13 protein-coding genes and 1 other annotated feature are annotated in these 16,094 nt (G+C 34.5%); all 13 genes read left to right on the top strand.

The window, feature by feature from the left end:
* The first annotated feature begins 34 nt into the window (after window positions 1-34).
* Complete coding sequence (gene rpoC, locus I6I93_RS01595; RefSeq protein ID WP_112890497.1) at window positions 35-3,622, top strand: DNA-directed RNA polymerase subunit beta'; 3,588 nt, start codon at window positions 35-37, stop codon at window positions 3,620-3,622.
* 907 nt (window positions 3,623-4,529) lie between these two features.
* Entirely contained in the window at window positions 4,530-5,699 is a 1,170-nt protein-coding gene (locus I6I93_RS01590) for a poly(R)-hydroxyalkanoic acid synthase subunit PhaE (RefSeq protein ID WP_112890496.1), read from the top strand.
* Window positions 5,700-5,744: 45 nt separating this feature from the next.
* On the top strand, window positions 5,745-6,812 hold the full coding sequence (gene phaC / locus I6I93_RS01585; protein WP_112890495.1) for a class III poly(R)-hydroxyalkanoic acid synthase subunit PhaC: 1,068 nt from the start codon (window positions 5,745-5,747) through the stop codon (window positions 6,810-6,812).
* Window positions 6,813-6,833: 21 nt separating this feature from the next.
* Window positions 6,834-7,265, top strand: a complete 432-nt coding sequence (locus I6I93_RS01580; RefSeq protein ID WP_112890494.1) for a MaoC family dehydratase — start codon at window positions 6,834-6,836, stop codon at window positions 7,263-7,265.
* Window positions 7,266-7,661: 396 nt separating this feature from the next.
* A complete protein-coding gene (gene rsxC, locus I6I93_RS01575; protein WP_112890493.1) occupies window positions 7,662-8,996 on the top strand; it encodes an electron transport complex subunit RsxC in 1,335 nt (444 codons plus the stop codon).
* Window positions 8,997-9,007: 11 nt separating this feature from the next.
* Window positions 9,008-10,012, top strand: coding sequence for an RnfABCDGE type electron transport complex subunit D (locus I6I93_RS01570; protein WP_112890492.1), 1,005 nt, complete (start codon window positions 9,008-9,010; stop codon window positions 10,010-10,012).
* Entirely contained in the window at window positions 10,013-10,597 is a 585-nt protein-coding gene (locus I6I93_RS01565; RefSeq protein WP_112890491.1) for an FMN-binding protein, read from the top strand.
* 11 nt (window positions 10,598-10,608) lie between these two features.
* Window positions 10,609-11,205, top strand: a complete 597-nt coding sequence (rsxE, locus tag I6I93_RS01560; protein ID WP_070702082.1) for an electron transport complex subunit RsxE — start codon at window positions 10,609-10,611, stop codon at window positions 11,203-11,205.
* Window positions 11,205-11,783 carry an electron transport complex subunit RsxA gene (gene rsxA, locus I6I93_RS01555; RefSeq protein WP_070702080.1) on the top strand — a complete coding sequence of 193 codons (579 nt, stop codon included), beginning with the start codon at window positions 11,205-11,207 and terminating at the stop codon, window positions 11,781-11,783. Before rsxE ends, rsxA begins: the two co-directional genes overlap by 1 nt.
* Before the next feature lie 9 nt (window positions 11,784-11,792).
* Window positions 11,793-12,704, top strand: coding sequence for an RnfABCDGE type electron transport complex subunit B (locus tag I6I93_RS01550; protein ID WP_070702078.1), 912 nt, complete (start codon window positions 11,793-11,795; stop codon window positions 12,702-12,704).
* 184 nt (window positions 12,705-12,888) lie between these two features.
* Window positions 12,889-13,362, top strand: a complete 474-nt coding sequence (tnpA, locus tag I6I93_RS01545) for an IS200/IS605 family transposase (RefSeq protein WP_112889581.1) — start codon at window positions 12,889-12,891, stop codon at window positions 13,360-13,362.
* A gap of 289 nt (window positions 13,363-13,651) precedes the next feature.
* A complete protein-coding gene (locus tag I6I93_RS01540; RefSeq protein WP_112890490.1) occupies window positions 13,652-14,200 on the top strand; it encodes a substrate-binding domain-containing protein in 549 nt (182 codons plus the stop codon).
* Between the two features lie 94 nt (window positions 14,201-14,294).
* Window positions 14,295-14,526, top strand: a binding site (T-box leader).
* 57 nt (window positions 14,527-14,583) lie between these two features.
* Window positions 14,584-15,927 (top strand): branched-chain amino acid transport system II carrier protein, encoded by a 1,344-nt coding sequence (gene brnQ / locus I6I93_RS01535; RefSeq protein WP_112890489.1) that lies wholly within the window; start codon window positions 14,584-14,586, stop codon window positions 15,925-15,927.
* The last annotated feature ends 167 nt before the right edge of the window (window positions 15,928-16,094 follow it).

The raw sequence follows: 16,094 nt of genomic DNA, 5'->3' as shown, positions 1-16,094 counted from the left end.
ATTGTTTTAATTAATATGAAAGGAGAAGTGCTCCTTGAGCGAACATGAATTATTCCATTCAATAAAAATTGGACTAGCTTCACCTCAAAAGATCAGATCTTGGTCTTATGGAGAAGTTAAAAAACCGGAAACTATAAATTATAGGACATTAAAGCCTGAAAAAGAAGGTCTATTTTGTGAAAAAATATTTGGACCTACTAAGGACTGGGAATGTTCCTGTGGAAAATATAAAAGAGTAAGATACAAGGGAGTAGTCTGCGAAAAATGTGGCGTTGAGGTCACAAAGGCTAAGGTTCGTCGTGAAAGAATGGGTCATATTGAACTTGCTGCTCCAGTATCACACATTTGGTACTTCAAGGGTATCCCTTCAAGAATGGGTCTTGTTTTAGACATGAGCCCTAGGGCCCTTGAAAAGGTACTTTACTTTGCATCTTATGTAGTAACTTATGTTGAACCAGGCGAAACAACTCTTTATGAAAAACAACTATTATCAGAAATTGAGTATAGGGAATTCAAGAGAGAATATGGTGACAAGTTCACTGCAAAGATGGGTGCAGAAGCTATTAGGGACCTTCTAGAAAAAGTTGACCTTCAAAGGGAAAATGACGAACTTACAGAAGAGCTCCAAGATGCAACTGGACAAAAGAAAATTAGAATAACAAGAAGACTTGAAGTTATTGATGCCTTTATTCAATCAGACAACAAGCCTGAATGGATGATCCTTGATGCGATCCCTGTTATACCACCTGATTTAAGACCAATGGTACAACTTGATGGTGGCAGATTTGCAACAAGTGACTTAAACGACTTATACAGAAGAATTGTAAATAGAAACAACAGACTTAAGAAGTTAATGGACATCAATGCTCCAGACATTATCGTTAGAAATGAAAAGAGAATGCTACAAGAATCTGTAGATGCTCTTATTGACAACGGTAGACGTGGAAGACCTGTTACTGGACCAGGAAATAGACCACTTAAATCTTTATCAGAAATGTTAAAAGGTAAGCAAGGTCGTTTCCGTCAAAACTTACTTGGTAAGAGAGTTGACTACTCTGGTCGTTCTGTAATCGTAGTTGGACCAGATCTTAAATTCTACCAATGTGGACTTCCAAAAAATATGGCACTTGAATTATTCAAGCCTTTCGTAATGAAGGAACTTGTTTCTCGTGGCCTAACTTATAACATTAAATCTGCAAAGAGAATGGTTGAAAGAGGAAAGGAAGAAGTTTGGGATGTACTTGAAGAAGTTATCCAAGACCACCCAGTTCTGCTTAACCGTGCACCGACACTTCACAGACTTGGTATCCAAGCCTTTGAACCTGTCCTAGTAGAAGGTAAGGCTATTAAGCTTCACCCACTTTCTTGTACAGCATACAATGCCGACTTCGATGGTGACCAAATGGCAGTCCATCTACCACTATCAACTGAAGCACAAGCTGAAGCAAGACTACTAATGCTTTCAACTAACAATATCTTAGCCCTTAAGGATGGTAAGCCAATTACTACTCCTACACAAGATATGGTTCTTGGTTCATATTATCTAACTCTTATGAGAGAAGATAAGTTAAAGGGCGACGGATCAATTTACAGAAACTATGATGAAATGTTCCACGCTTATGAATCAGGATTCTTACACCTTCAATCTAAGGTATCTATAAGAAGATATGCAGATGAAAATGACAAGAGGGGAAAAATTGTATCATCAACTGTTGGTAGATTTTTAATGAACGAATTTATCCCACAAGACCTTGGATTTGTTAACAGGGATGAAGACAAGTATTCACTTGAAATTGACCAAGTTGTAGACAAGAAACTTCTTGGAAAAATAATTGAAAAAACTTATAAAAAACATGGAAATATAAAAACTGCTGAACTTCTTGACAACATCAAGGCAACAGGATATCACTACTCAACTATTGGAGCAGTATCAATTTCAATGGGTGACGTACAAATTCCTGCATCTAAACCAGAAATTTTAGCAGCAGCTGAAAAAGAAGTAGCTAAGTATGAAAAAGCCTTTAGAAGAGGTCTTATATCTGATGAAGAAAGATATGAAAAGGTAATTGAAATTTGGAACAAGGCCACAGATGACTTAACTGACGATGTAATGGACGGCTTTGATGCCCTAAACAACATCTACATCATGGCAGACTCTGGAGCCAGAGGTTCTAAGAACCAAATCAGACAACTTGCAGGTATGCGTGGACTTATGGCATCACCTTCAGGTAGGACAATAGAAGTTCCAATCACTTCAAACTTTAGGGAAGGTCTATCAGTACTTGAATTCTACATGTCAGCCCACGGTTCTAGAAAGGGTCTTGCCGATACAGCCCTAAGGACTGCCGACTCTGGTTACTTGACAAGAAGGCTAGTAGACGTTTCACAACAAGTAATCATATCTGAAGAAGACTGCGGCACAGATGAATATCTTGTAGCTAAAGCCTTCAAAGATGGAAAAGAACTAATAGAATCTCTTGCAGATAGAATCGAAGGAAGATATTCCTTTGAAGATATTGTAAATCCAGAAACTGGAGAACTAATAGTTGGAGCTAACGAACCAATCTCTGATGATGACGCAGTTCTAATTGAATCTCTAGGAATAGAAGAAGTTAAGGTTAGATCAATTCTTGGCTGTAAGAGTAAAAGCGGTGTTTGTTCCCACTGCTATGGTAGAAACCTTGCAACAGGATCTCACGTTGGTATTGGAGAAGCAGTTGGTGTAATTGCTGCCCAATCAATTGGTGAACCGGGTACACAACTTACAATGAGAACTTTCCACACTGGTGGTGTAGCGGCAGCTGCCGATATCACTCAAGGTCTTCCAAGAGTTGAAGAACTTTTCGAAGCAAGAAAGCCAAAGGGTCTTGCAGTAATTGCAGAACGTGCTGGTGTAGTTGACATCAAGGAAACTAACAAGAAGAGAGAAGTTCTTATTACAGCTGAAGACGGAACAGTTGACTCCTATAATATCGTTTATGGTTCAAGATTAAAGGTTAAAGCAGGCGATGAAGTTGAAGCAGGAGATGAACTTACACAAGGTTCTGTATATCCACAAGACTTACTACGTGTTAAGGGCGAAAAAGGTGTACAAGAATACATTGTAAAAGAAGTTCAAAGAGTTTATAGACTTCAAGGGGTAGACATCAACGACAAGCACATTGAAATTATTGTTAGACAAATGCTATCAAAGTGCAAGATAGAAGATGCAGGAGACACAGATTTACTTCCAGGATCTCTTGTAAATGTTGTTGACTACAAAAAAGCAAATAAGGACGCAATAGATGCAGGTAAAGAACCAGCAATTGGTCAAATTAATTTACTTGGTATCACAAAGGCTTCCCTTGCAACAGAATCCTTCTTATCAGCAGCATCCTTCCAAGAAACTACAAGAGTTCTTACAGATGCAGCAATCAAGGGTAAGGAAGATAAACTTGAAGGTCTAAAGGAAAATATTATAATTGGACAACTTATACCAGCAGGTACAGGCGCTCGTATTAATTCCAAGGTTCAAATTGGAATCGACGAAAGCCTAAAAGAAGATTACAATATTCTAGAAGACTCTGAAGTAATAACAAGTGATGATGTAAAAATTGAACTTGAAACAGTTGAAGAAGAATAAAATATTATAAATTAAGAGTAGGCTTAGAGATGAGCCTACTTTTTTGTGCAAATTTTTATGGGTCCTTCTCTTATATGTTTTGTGAATAAAAATATTAATGAAAATTTAAAAATTTCTGATATTTAAAATATTTGCAAGTCTTAAGTTAATTATGAGTTTGAGAAAAATTAAGACTTTTTAATTAACTAGGCGCTTGTAAAAAATCATGACCTTCTAATAAACTTTGATCTTCTAAAAAGGAACGACCTTGTAATAAGTTAAGAACTTCTGAAAGATTATGACCTTGTAATAAATTATAAGCTTCTGAAAAATTATGAACTTGTAAAAAATTATGACTTTATAAAAAGTTTTGACTTTCAAATAAACTATGAGCTTGTAAAAAAATGACGCTGATTAAAAGTTTTTAAAATTAGATATAAAAGGACCTTTTAAAATTCAATTAAATAATAGGTAATATGGTTAAAATAAAAATTTTATTAAGTCTTGAGATAAATTATTTGGGTTTTAAGTTTATAAAAATTTTAATTAATCATAGATGGTGAAAGGGACGACAAGAAAATTAAAAATTAAAAGTTTAATAACAAAGAATCTAAATTAAAAATAATTTATATAAACCCTCAAGCTAAATTATTTTTATTTTGAATTTCCAAACAAAGTCTTTTTTTAATTTCCAAATAAATTTTTTTTATCATATTTTGTGGAAGGGAGTAGAAGAAACATAAAATTAAAAATTTTATAATAAAGAAATCAAAAATCAAATAAAAAACTAAGAAATAATAAATTTTACATAAACTTTAATATTTATTTAACAAAAACAAATATTGCTGTTTTATAATATAAAAACCGGGTAACCTATTAGTAAGATGAAGTAATAAATTTTTTAATTCTAAAATTTAGGGAGGATAATATGACAATGAATTACAATGCTTGGAATGATATGTTCAAGACAAGCCAAGATATGATGAAAGCATGGGTGGATGCTCTGCCAAAGAGAGACCCTGAAAATAAAGAATCTGAAGATAATGCCTTTGATTTTACAAAATATCAAGATTGGGCAAAATTTCAACAAGCTTGGATGAGAAGTTGGGAAGATATGATGAAAAATGCAGGCCCACAAAATGTATTTTCCAATAATACTTACGAAGCTTGGACAAAAATGATGGAATTATACAATCCTCTTGATGCCAGCAAAATGATGGGAGCAGGCACAAGAGATGTCTTCGAAAAAATTCTAAATTCTAACAAATTGTATCTTGGAGCTTATGAACAATGGAAAAAATTTAATGACGACTTTTTAAAGCCAGGAACTGATACTTATAAAGAGAACCTTGAACAACTAGTAAAGCAATTTAATGAAATATTCACGAATAATCTGATTCCACTTTTACCTAAAGAAATGCAAGGTTTAATGGTTAATTCTCAAAGCTATTTTAATACCTATTTAAAAACTTTAGAAAATTTCCTTGGCCCATGGTCTTTTGCTTACCAAAATATAGCTGAGATATATATGGAATCTATTTATAAGGATCCAATGAAGTTATCAGATGCCTTAAAAGAATGGAAGGATGCTTATAATAAGACTTTTGGAATTTTAGTAAAGTCTCCTGTAGTGGGAAGTTCTAGAGAATTACTGGAACAAAATAACAGGGCTGTAGACTCTATGGTTGATATGCTTATTTCTGTTTCAGAATTTATAACAAAGGCCTTATCAGTTGGATACAAAAATTCTCAAGAAGTTTTTGAAGAATACTTCGACTCAGTTGATAAGGGCGAAGATCCAAAAACTTTCAATGAGTTTTATAAGATGTGGTCAAAACATGTTGAAAATGCCATTGAAAAGTACTTCTACACTGATGAATTCTCAAAGCTTATTGCAAAAGCAGCAGATTCATATATGATTTTTAAAATAGAATACGACAAGTTAATAGAAAAATCTCTTAGCGATTCTCCAATTGTCACAAAATCAGAAGTAGACAATGTTTATAAAAATGTTTACGAATTGAGACGTGAAGTTAGGTCTCTTAAAAAAGAATTGGAAGAACTTAGGGGAAAAGAAGGCTTAAAAAGTGACAAATAATTATTTCCTATAATTTTGAAATAGTTAATTAAGGGAGGCAAAAATATGTATAATGATTTTTTCGATATAAAGACATCTATTGAGGAAGGAATAAAGGCTCAGGAAAAATTCCTAAAGAGTTATGAAAGTATGATTAGTGCAACTAATGACCACGCCAATCAGACTCCTAGAGAGGTTGTTTTTGAGGAAGATAAATTAAAACTTTATAACTATAAAAAGTCTACAAGAAGTATAAGCAAGGTTCCAACACTAATTGTTTATGCCCTTGTTAACACTCCTTCTATGATGGATATTGGCCAAGACAAGTCTTTTATTAAAAAGTTAGTGGACAGTGGTCTTGATTTATATTTAATCGAATGGGGATTTCCAACTGCTGATGACAAATATATAAGTCTTGATGATTATATAAATATTTATATTGACGATTGTGTCGACCACATTAGAAAGGAAAAGGGAGTAGACAAGATAAACATTCTTGGAGTTTGCCAAGGTGGTACTTTTAGTTTAATGTACACAGCTCTTCATCCAGAAAAAATTAAGAACCTAGTGACTATGGTTACACCTGTCGACTTTTCAACAGATGATGGACTTCTTTTCAAATGGGGAAAATATTTAAATCCAGATAGGATGGTAGAGGCCTATGGAGTTGTGCCAGGGGACTTTATGAATACTGGTTTCCTAACTTTAAAACCTCTTTCACTAATGGTCAATAAATATGTAGATGTTATAAATGACCTAGATGATCCTGAACATCTTTCAAGCTTTATGACTATGGAAAAATGGATTTTTGATAGTCCGGGACAAGTTGGAATGGCATACAAGGAATTTTTAAATGCAATGTACAGGGAAAATCGCCTAATGAAGGGTGAAATGGAAATTGCTGGTGAAAAAGTAGATTTGAAGAAAATTACTCAACCAGTCCTAAACCTTTATGCAGAAAGAGATAACCAAGTTCCAAATGCTGCGTCAATTCCAATTGGAGATTGTGTAGGAAGTGAAGACTACACAGCTAAATCTTTCCCTACAGGACACATTGGAATGTTTGTTAGTAGAAGAAGTCAGGAAGAAGTAGCGCCAACAGTAGTAGATTGGCTAAAGAAACGTTCAAAATAAATATAGAAGGGATAGTGACTTATGGATAATACAAAGGGAAAAACTATTGATGAGTTAAAAGTAGGACAAAGTGCTTGTTTTACAAAAACAGTTTCTGAGGCAGACGTTTATAACTATATCGGTGTATCTGGTGACTTTAACCCTGCCCATATAAATGAAGAATTTGCGAAAAAGACAAGATTTAAAGAACGTATAGCCCACGGTATGATTAGTGCAGGATTCATTTCTTCAGTGCTAGGAACTCAGTTACCTGGTCCAGGAACTATTTATTTGAATCAAGATCTTAAATTTACTCACCCAGTTCACTTTGGTGATACGATCACTGCAACTTGTACTGTTGAAGAATTATTCTCTGACACAAATAGGGTAATATTAAGTACAGTTTGTGAAAATCAACATGGACAAACTGTAATCGAGGGAAGGGCCTTAGTCCTAGCTCCTCTTCCAGATTAAAATAATAATAAAAATGATAGGGCGACCTTATATGAGGGTCGCTTTTTTATATTCAAAAAATTATTCTATTGGATAGAAAAATAAAATAAGATATTTTATCCTTGTGAAATTGAAAATATTTTGATAAAAAAGAATTGCTTATAAATTTAATCGCTTAATTTGCTGATGAATAAATACGAAGAATTAAAATAGAGAGATAAAATAAAGTTTTTATTGGTCTTGTTTTTGATAAAGAGTATCAGAAACCCTATTTTAAGAATGACTAGATTTGAATGATGATAAAGATTTCCCAAAATGAATTTTTTCAGTAGAATAATGTACTTTAATAAAATTTAGTGTTATAATTATAACAAATGGTAAAAATATAGGCTAAAGCCAAATAAGGGGTGAAGTTTTATGAGTTCAAGAAATCTCACTTTTTCCGTAGGTGGAGTTCATATGGACGAACACAAAACTTTGACAGAAAAAATCGCAATTGAGAGGATGCCAAGTCCAAAGATTGCTTACATACCTATGTCACAACACATTGGAGCGCCATGCTCACCTGTTGTTTCAAAGGGCGACTCTGTTAAAGTTGGCCAAATTGTTGGGAATTCTGAAGCTTTTATTTCAGCAGCTATACACTCTTCTGTATCAGGTACAGTTAAAGAGATTAAAAAAATGTATACAGCTGATGGAAGGTATTGTGATTGCGTCGTTATAGAAAACGATGGCAAAGATGAAATGATTGAGGACCTTAAATCTTTTAAGGATTATAAGGATCATCCTATTGACGACTTAATTCCTTTTATTAAGGAAAAGGGAATCGTAGGAATGGGTGGAGCTGGTTTCCCTCTTCATGCAAAACTTAAGGGTGAAGATCCAGTTCTAGACGAATGTATAATCAATGGTGCAGAGTGTGAGCCTTTCCTTACATGTGACCATAGAATTATGCTAGAAAAAACTGAAGAAATATTAGAAGGTTTAGATATCTTCTCACATTTTTACAATAAGGAAGCTTCTTACATGGCAATTGAGGAAAACAAACCTGATGCAATTGCTAAGATGGAAGAAGTTATAGGTAATAATCCTAATTGGAATCACTTAAAAGTTGTTGGATGTCAAACTAAGTATCCACAAGGTGATTCAAAGAGACTTTCTGAAGCCGTAGTTGGTAGAATTGTTCCACAAAATGGTGTAACAAATGATGTTGGAGTTTTCCTAACAAATGTTGGTACTACTCTAGCTTTCTATGAAGCTATGATCGAAGGAAAGCCTTCTTATGAAAGAGTTATAACTGTTTCTGGTTCTGGTATTAAAGAACCTAAGAATATTCTCGTTAAAGTAGGAACTCCTGTGGGAGATATCCTAGATTTCTGTGGCGGTCTTAAAGACAACTTCAAAGAAATCATCTGTGGTGGTCCTATGACTGGTAAGTCAGTATTTAATCTTGACTCACCAATTACTAAGACTACTTCTGGTATTTTGGTTTTCACTGAAGAAGAAGTTACAGAAAGAATTGAGTCTCCATGTATTAGATGTTCAAGATGTGTAGACCATTGTCCAGCCAATATAAATCCAACTGATATTAATCATGCGATTTTAAAGGGAGATGTAGACTTATGTATGGATCTTCACGCTGACCAATGTATGGAATGTGGTATATGTTCCTTTGTTTGTCCAGCCAAGAGACATCTTACAGCATCTGTTAAATTAGCTAAACGAGAAATCAGAGCTAATCAAAAGAGATAGGAGGGATCAATTTGGAAAATAATAAAATTAATAAGGATCCGATGACAGTAAACGAGGCACGCTTTGTTTCACTAGCTCCTCATATTAGGTCAAATGATACTGTTAGAAAGATTATGCTTGATGTTATTATCGCACTTGCTCCTGCAATGATTGCTTCTGTATATTTCTTTGGAACAAGGGCCATAGCACTTTTAGCAGTATGTATTGGTGCTTGTGTATTTACTGAACTTATTACACAAAAATGCCTAAAGAAAACTGTTCAAATTGCTGACTTATCTGCTGTTGTTACTGGGATTTTGATTGCACTTAATATGCCACAATCTTTTCCACTATGGATGGCAGCTTTCGGATCAGTTTTTGCAATATTAGTAGTTAAAGAATGTTTTGGTGGTATTGGTTTCAACTTTATGAACCCAGCTCTTGCAGCTAGACTTGTGCTTATGACATCTTGGCCAAAACAAATTACAGATTATATTTCACCAGAATTATTGAAGCAAGGTCTTACAACATCATCTGCAGCAGTGGATGGTCTATCTTATGCAACACCTCTTCAAGTTATTGCATCTGGTGATCTTGCAAATCTTCCTTCAATGGGAGATATGTTTATTGGAAATATTGGTGGTGTAATAGGAGAAACTTCTGCAATTGCACTTCTAATTGGATTTGTTTACCTAGTAGCAAGAAAGGTAATTTCTTGGGAAATCCCAGTAATTTATGTTGCATCAACTGCAATATGTCTATTTGTTCTTGGAATCCCAATGGAACTTATTCCTTATGAACTACTTGCAGGTGGTTTGTTACTTGGTGCTATCTTTATGGCAACTGACTACACTACAAACCCAATAAACAGAAAGGGAAGAATTATTTTTGCTCTTGGCTGTGGTATCTTAACTGCAGTAATTAGGGTTAAGGCATCTCTTCCTGAAGGTGTTTCATACGCAATATGTCTTATGAACCTCGCAACACCATTAATTGACAAACTTACTATATCAAGTGCATATGGGGAGGCGAAGTAAATGAAAGAACCAGTAAAATTCGGAATAATACTTTTAGTATTCTGTGCCCTATCAGCAGGTCTTCTTGCAGCTGTAAATAGTTTTACGGCTCCAGTAATTGCTGAAACTGAACTTAAAAATACACTTGCATCCTATGAAGTTATTTTTGGTGATGCTGCTGATAGTTTCGAAGAATACGATCAAGCTAAATTAGATTCAATAAAAGAAAAATATCCAAACATAGAAAAAATCTTTGTTGCCAAAAAAGGTGAGGATGTTGTTGGATATGGTGTAAACGTAAAATCAAATGGTTATGGTGGAGCTATGACTAACGCCCTTGGTTTTCTACTTGAAGGCGATACAATCGCTGGATTTAGAAATATCTCCAATGGAGAAACAAGTGGATTTGGTTCTAGAATCACTACTGATGAATATTATCCTTCCTATGAAGGTAAGTCTGCTGCTGGTCCTCTAGAACTTTCTAAGGAACCTAAGGCTGATAATGAAGTTATGTGGTTGACATCAGCTACAATCTCCTCTAAGGCAGCTCTTGCAGGCTCAAATGATGCCATTCAAGTTTATAACGAAGTTCTAAAGAATGAATAAGGGGGTTTAAAATGAAATTATCTAAAGTATTTTTAGACGGTGCTTTCAAAAACAATCCTGTATTCATGCAACTTATAGGTCTTTGTTCAGTACTGGCTATTACAAACAGCTTAACTAACTCACTAGCAATGGGTATGGCAGTTACTTTTGTACTTATAATGAGTAACACAGTAGTATCTGCCCTTAGAAATGTAATTCCTGATAAAATAAGAATTCCTTGTTTTATAGTAGTAATTGCAACTTTCGTAACTTTAGTACAAATGATCCTTCAAGCATATTTCCAATCAATTTATGCAGCACTTGGTATTTTCTTACCACTAATCGTAGTTAACTGCTGTATCCTTGGAGAAGCAGAAGGTTTCGCTTACAAGAACAAACTTGTTCCATCAATAGTAGATGGACTTGGAACAGGAGTTGGCTATACAATAGCAGTTCTTTCCATGGGTCTTGTGCGTGAATTTTTCGGCTACGGAACATTATTTGAAAAACAAGTCCTACCAGAATCCTATCCAGGAATTGGACTTATGGGAGCTCCAGCAGGTGCCTTCATACTTCTAGGATTCTTAATTGCAGGATTTAAACTACTACTTAATAGGAGGGCAGACTAATGTTAGAGAGTATTTTAACAATTTTAATTTCAACAATACTTGTAAATAACTATATATTTGCTCAGTTCTTAGGAATTTGTCCCTTCTTAGGTGTATCTTCCAAAACAGAAACTGCCCTTGGAATGGGAGTTGCCGTTACCTTTGTAGTTGTACTTGCATCTGCAATAACATGGCTAATTCAAAATTTCGTACTAAATAAATTTGGACTTGAGTACTTACAAACAATTGCCTTTATACTTGTAATTGCATCTCTAGTACAATTTGTAGAAATGTTTATTAAGAAGTCATCACCTTCACTTTACCAAGCTATGGGTGTTTATCTTCCACTTATCACTACAAACTGTGTTGTACTTGGTGTAACAGTATTAAACGTGCAAAACGGATATAACTTAATAGAAACAATCTTTAGTGGATTTGGAGCTTCTCTAGGCTTTACACTAGCTTTAGTATTAATCGCAGCCCTAAGAGAAAAACTTATGCTTGCAGATGTACCTAAGGCACTTCAAGGTGTTCCTATTGCGCTTGTGAGTGCTGGTCTTATGGCCATAGCATTCTCAGGTTTCGGCGGATTGGTATAGGAGGTAATTATGGAAATTAGTGCAATACTTACCCCAATGGTGTTTTTGGGAATAGCGGGAGCTTTTTTCGGAATAATACTTTCCATTGCATCAAAGGTTTTTTATGTAGAAGTTGATCCAAAGGTAGCTGAAGTAAGAGATGCCCTTCCAGGAGCAAACTGTGGAGCTTGTGGTTTCCCAGGTTGTGATGGACTTGCAGAAGCAATTGCCAATGGTACATCACCAGTTAATGGTTGTGTTATTGGTGGTGCAGAAACTGCTGAAAAAGTCAGCCAAGTAATGGGTGTCAATGCAGAAAATGTTGATAGAAATGTTGCCGTAGTTCACTGTCAAGGTGACTGTGACAAGGCAAAAAATAAATATGATTACAATGACCTAGTTGACTGTAGACTTATAGCTGACTACCAACAAGGTGCAAAAGCTTGTAACTATGGTTGCTGTGGTGGAGGAACTTGCGTTAGCGTTTGTGAATTCGATGCAATCCACATGGTTAATGGAGTAGCAGTAGTTGACAAGGAAAAATGTGTAGCTTGTATGAAGTGTATCAACATTTGTCCTAAGAAAATTATTTCACTTAGACCTTACAAATCAAAAACAGTTGTTGAATGTAAGTCACTTGATTCAGGAAAAGTTGTTAGAAATAATTGTAGCATTGGTTGTATAGGATGTGGAATCTGTGAAAAGAACTGTCCTAAGGATGCAATCCATGTAGAAAATAATCTTGCATCAATTGATTATGACAAGTGTATCAACTGTGGAATTTGTGTTTCAAAATGTCCAACAGGAGCAATCTATTGTGAATATCCTGAAAGAGTGGAAAAAATGAAACAAAAGGAAAAAGAAAAGAAAGAAAAAGAAAGACAAGCAAAAATAGCAGAAGCTCAAGCTAAAAAAGCTGCTGCAGAAAAGACTAATGCTTAATCTTAAACTTTAAATAAAAACTGTCGCTTAAGGCGGCAGTTTTTTCTTGTACGCTTTAGTATGAATAAACCACCAGCTATGCTGGTGGTAGGAAAATAAGCTTTAGCTTCAAGCAAAAAACCTCCCGTGATAAACTATTAATGTTACTGGCAGTAGCATAAATAGAAAAGGGAGGTATCCTAAAATGGATAAAAATAGTTTATCACATACATCATGGAATTGTAAGTATCACGTAGTATTTGCTCCAAAATACAGAAGGCAATTAATATATGGAAGATTAAAACAAGATATAGGAAAAATATTAAGAGATTTATGTGATAGAAAAGGAATAAATATAATAGAAGCGGAATGCTGTCCAGACCATATCCATATGTTGTTGGAAATTCCACCAAAATACAGCATATCTCAAACGATGGGATATTTAAAAGGAAAAAGCAGTCTAATAATATTTGATAGGCATGCAAACTTAAAATATAAATATGGAAATAGACATTTTTGGTGCAGAGGATACTATGTAGACACAGCAGGAAAGAATGTGAAAAAGATACAAGAATATATAAAAAATCAATTAAAAGAAGATTACATGGCAGATCAAATAAGCATTAAAGAATTTGTTGACCCGTTTACGGGTGAGCAAGTAAACAAAAGCAAAAAATAAGGTGCTTTAGCACCAGCTGTGAAAATTGGTGCACGAGAAAGAAAGTTCGAAGCATGGAATGCTGCCGGTAACAGCCCCTTATAGGGGCAAAACAAACCACCGGCTCAGCCGGTGGTTATGATTGTAAATTTTTATAATAAATACATAAAAATTTTAATGGGATTTATTCAAGATCTCTTAAATGTTTAAAACTTTTACAATATTTTGCACTTACATTTTCTTGATAATGTGATATTCTATTAATAGAATAAATTAAAGATGGTGCAAAAATTTAGAAGGAGGCTCTATTATGAAAAGAAAGTTTTATAATAAGATCGCTTATGCCTTACTTATAATGATCCTATTAACTTCTTGTAAGTCTAAGGAGGAGGCAAGTGTAGAAAATACTTCCAATGAAAAAGAAGTAAGCCAAGAAAATGTAGACAAAGAAAAAAGGTCAGATACTAAAGATAGGGAACTCTTTGTGGAAAAAGAAAATCCAAGAATTGTTGCCATGTCAGTTAAGGCTGCAAAGGCATTAAAATTTTTGGCTTATGAAAATGTAGTAGGAGTTCCTAGTGGAGCAGAAGCTCTTTATCCTGACGCAAGTCTAATAGGTGATGAAATGGATCCTGACTTTAAACTCGTAAAAAATCTAAATCCAGAACTTTTACTCACAGATAAAAGTGTAACTTATGACAAGCCCTTAGGACAAAAGGTTGATGATATAGATAATGCTTCGGCTTCCTTTGAGACTTTAGAGGACACGAAAGATGGTCTTAATTTCTTTGCCAAGGGTTTGGGTCTAGATGACGATAGCACTAGAGAAAAAATAGATTCACTTACAGAAAATATTTAGTTTTTAAATTATTTTTATAAAAAATTTTTAAAAAAGTGTTTGACAAGTTTATTTTTATTTCTTATAATAACATGCAAATCATAATTTTATTAATAAAAAATATTGGAAAAAACGAGTAGGTTTATTAAAGTTTTCAGAGAGTAGGCGTTTGGTGAAAGCCTATAATGGAGATAAATTCGAAAATCCTTTTTCTTATGCAAGTCTGAATCCTAGTAAGATTTGCCGCTTTAGTAGGCGTTATCTATACTCGGCATTGATTGATGCTTGTTAAGAGAGCTTACATATTGGTAAGAACTAAGGTGGTAACGCGATAATTCGTCCTTTGTCTATTATTTAGACAAGGGACTTTTTTTATTTATAAAATTAAAAATTAGGAGGAAAGTATGAAAAAATTATCAAGAAGTCAGTTTACTCAAGTGAGCATAATGCTCTTTGGATTGTTTTTTGGAGCTGGAAATTTAATTTTCCCTCCATTTTTAGGAAACCAAGCAGGGAATAAGACTATTATTTCACTTTTGGCTTTTTCTGTTACCGCAATTATTTTCCCAGTCCTTGGAGCAATAGCCGTTGGCAAGACTGATGGACTTAAAAACTTATCTTCAAGAGTTGGAGGAAAGTTCGCCCTAGTTTTTACTACTGCTATATACCTTTCTATAGGACCTGGACTTGGCATACCAAGAGCAGGGTCAGTTCCCTTTGAAATGGCAATAGCACCTTATGTACCAGAAAGCTTTAACCTATCACTTGTAAGATTAGTATATACATTCTTATTCTTCTCAGTTGCAATGCTTGTTTGCTTAAAGCCAAATAAGTTAGTGGCAAGAGTTGGAAAGTATCTAACTCCAACACTATTACTCTTAATACTTATAATGTTTGCCAAGGTAATGACTTTACCAAAAGATTTAGCAGTGGCAAGTGGAAATTATAAGGATGCTCCAGTAGTTGCTGGTTTCTTAGCGGGTTATGATACTATGGATGCTGTTGCAGCCCTTAATTTTGGTTTTGTTGTCACTCTTGCCATAAGAAGGTTTGGAGTTGAAGATAAGAAGCTTGTGACATCTTATACAGATAAGGCTGGTCTAGTTGCAGGTTCAGTTTTATTTCTTGTCTACCTAATGCTTTCAACAATGGGTATGGTGACATCAGGGGCTTTTGCTGGAGCAGAAAATGGTGCTGTAGTTCTTACAGAAGCTGTTAGGCTTGTCTTTGGCAATGCAGGATTAGTTTTATTGGCATCAATATTTACTCTTGCTTGTTTAACAACTTGTATAGGGTTAATATCAAGTGGTTCAGAATATTTTTGTACACTATTTAACCGCAAGATGTCTTATGGCAGATGGGTTTTCCTTTGGACCTTCTTCTCCTTTGTTATGGCAAACTTTGGACTTAATAAACTTCTTGCCCTATCAGTTCCACTACTAACTGTTATATATCCAGTTGCCTTAGTCTTAATAGTTTTAGGATTTACTCATGACTTTGTAGGTTATTCTAAGTATTCTTACAAGGCATCAGCTTTCTTTGCAGTAGGTCTACCACTTGTGGCAGTTGCAAAATCAACATTTAATTTAAACTTGCCACTTTTGACAAATCTTGAGGCAAGCCTTCCAATGGCATCAAGTGGTTTATCTTGGGTCCTACCAAGTCTTGGAGCAATTGTAGTAGTAGAACTTGTTAATAAGTCAATGGTCCTATCAAGATCAAGGGCTAAGGCAGAAAATTATATGTAAGAAAAATTAGAAATTTTAAAACAGTCTCACGTGATGAATGTGGGACTGTTTTTTTATGCTTTCTTGCAAATAAGTTTTATAAAAATTTTGGAAGTTTGCGAATGAAAGAAAAAAATATGGCAAATAAATTCTAATTGAATATAATTTAAAAATTTTTTTGAATATAA

Source organism: Peptoniphilus harei, from assembly GCF_016726485.1.
Classification (GTDB): Bacteria; Bacillota; Clostridia; order Tissierellales; family Peptoniphilaceae; genus Peptoniphilus_A; species Peptoniphilus_A harei.
Note: the sequence above shows the minus strand (reverse complement) of the source record. Positions and strands in the feature narration are given on the sequence as shown.

Coding starts and splice junctions, on each gene's coding strand:
- I6I93_RS01590 (WP_112890496.1), top strand. CDS start 4,530: ATGACAATGAATTACAATGCTTGGAATGATATGTTCAAGACAAGCCAA.
- phaC (WP_112890495.1), top strand. CDS start 5,745: ATGTATAATGATTTTTTCGATATAAAGACATCTATTGAGGAAGGAATA.
- I6I93_RS01580 (WP_112890494.1), top strand. CDS start 6,834: ATGGATAATACAAAGGGAAAAACTATTGATGAGTTAAAAGTAGGACAA.
- rsxC (WP_112890493.1), top strand. CDS start 7,662: ATGAGTTCAAGAAATCTCACTTTTTCCGTAGGTGGAGTTCATATGGAC.
- I6I93_RS01565 (WP_112890491.1), top strand. CDS start 10,013: ATGAAAGAACCAGTAAAATTCGGAATAATACTTTTAGTATTCTGTGCC.
- rsxE (WP_070702082.1), top strand. CDS start 10,609: ATGAAATTATCTAAAGTATTTTTAGACGGTGCTTTCAAAAACAATCCT.
- rsxA (WP_070702080.1), top strand. CDS start 11,205: ATGTTAGAGAGTATTTTAACAATTTTAATTTCAACAATACTTGTAAAT.
- I6I93_RS01550 (WP_070702078.1), top strand. CDS start 11,793: ATGGAAATTAGTGCAATACTTACCCCAATGGTGTTTTTGGGAATAGCG.
- tnpA (WP_112889581.1), top strand. CDS start 12,889: ATGGATAAAAATAGTTTATCACATACATCATGGAATTGTAAGTATCAC.
- I6I93_RS01540 (WP_112890490.1), top strand. CDS start 13,652: ATGAAAAGAAAGTTTTATAATAAGATCGCTTATGCCTTACTTATAATG.
- brnQ (WP_112890489.1), top strand. CDS start 14,584: ATGAAAAAATTATCAAGAAGTCAGTTTACTCAAGTGAGCATAATGCTC.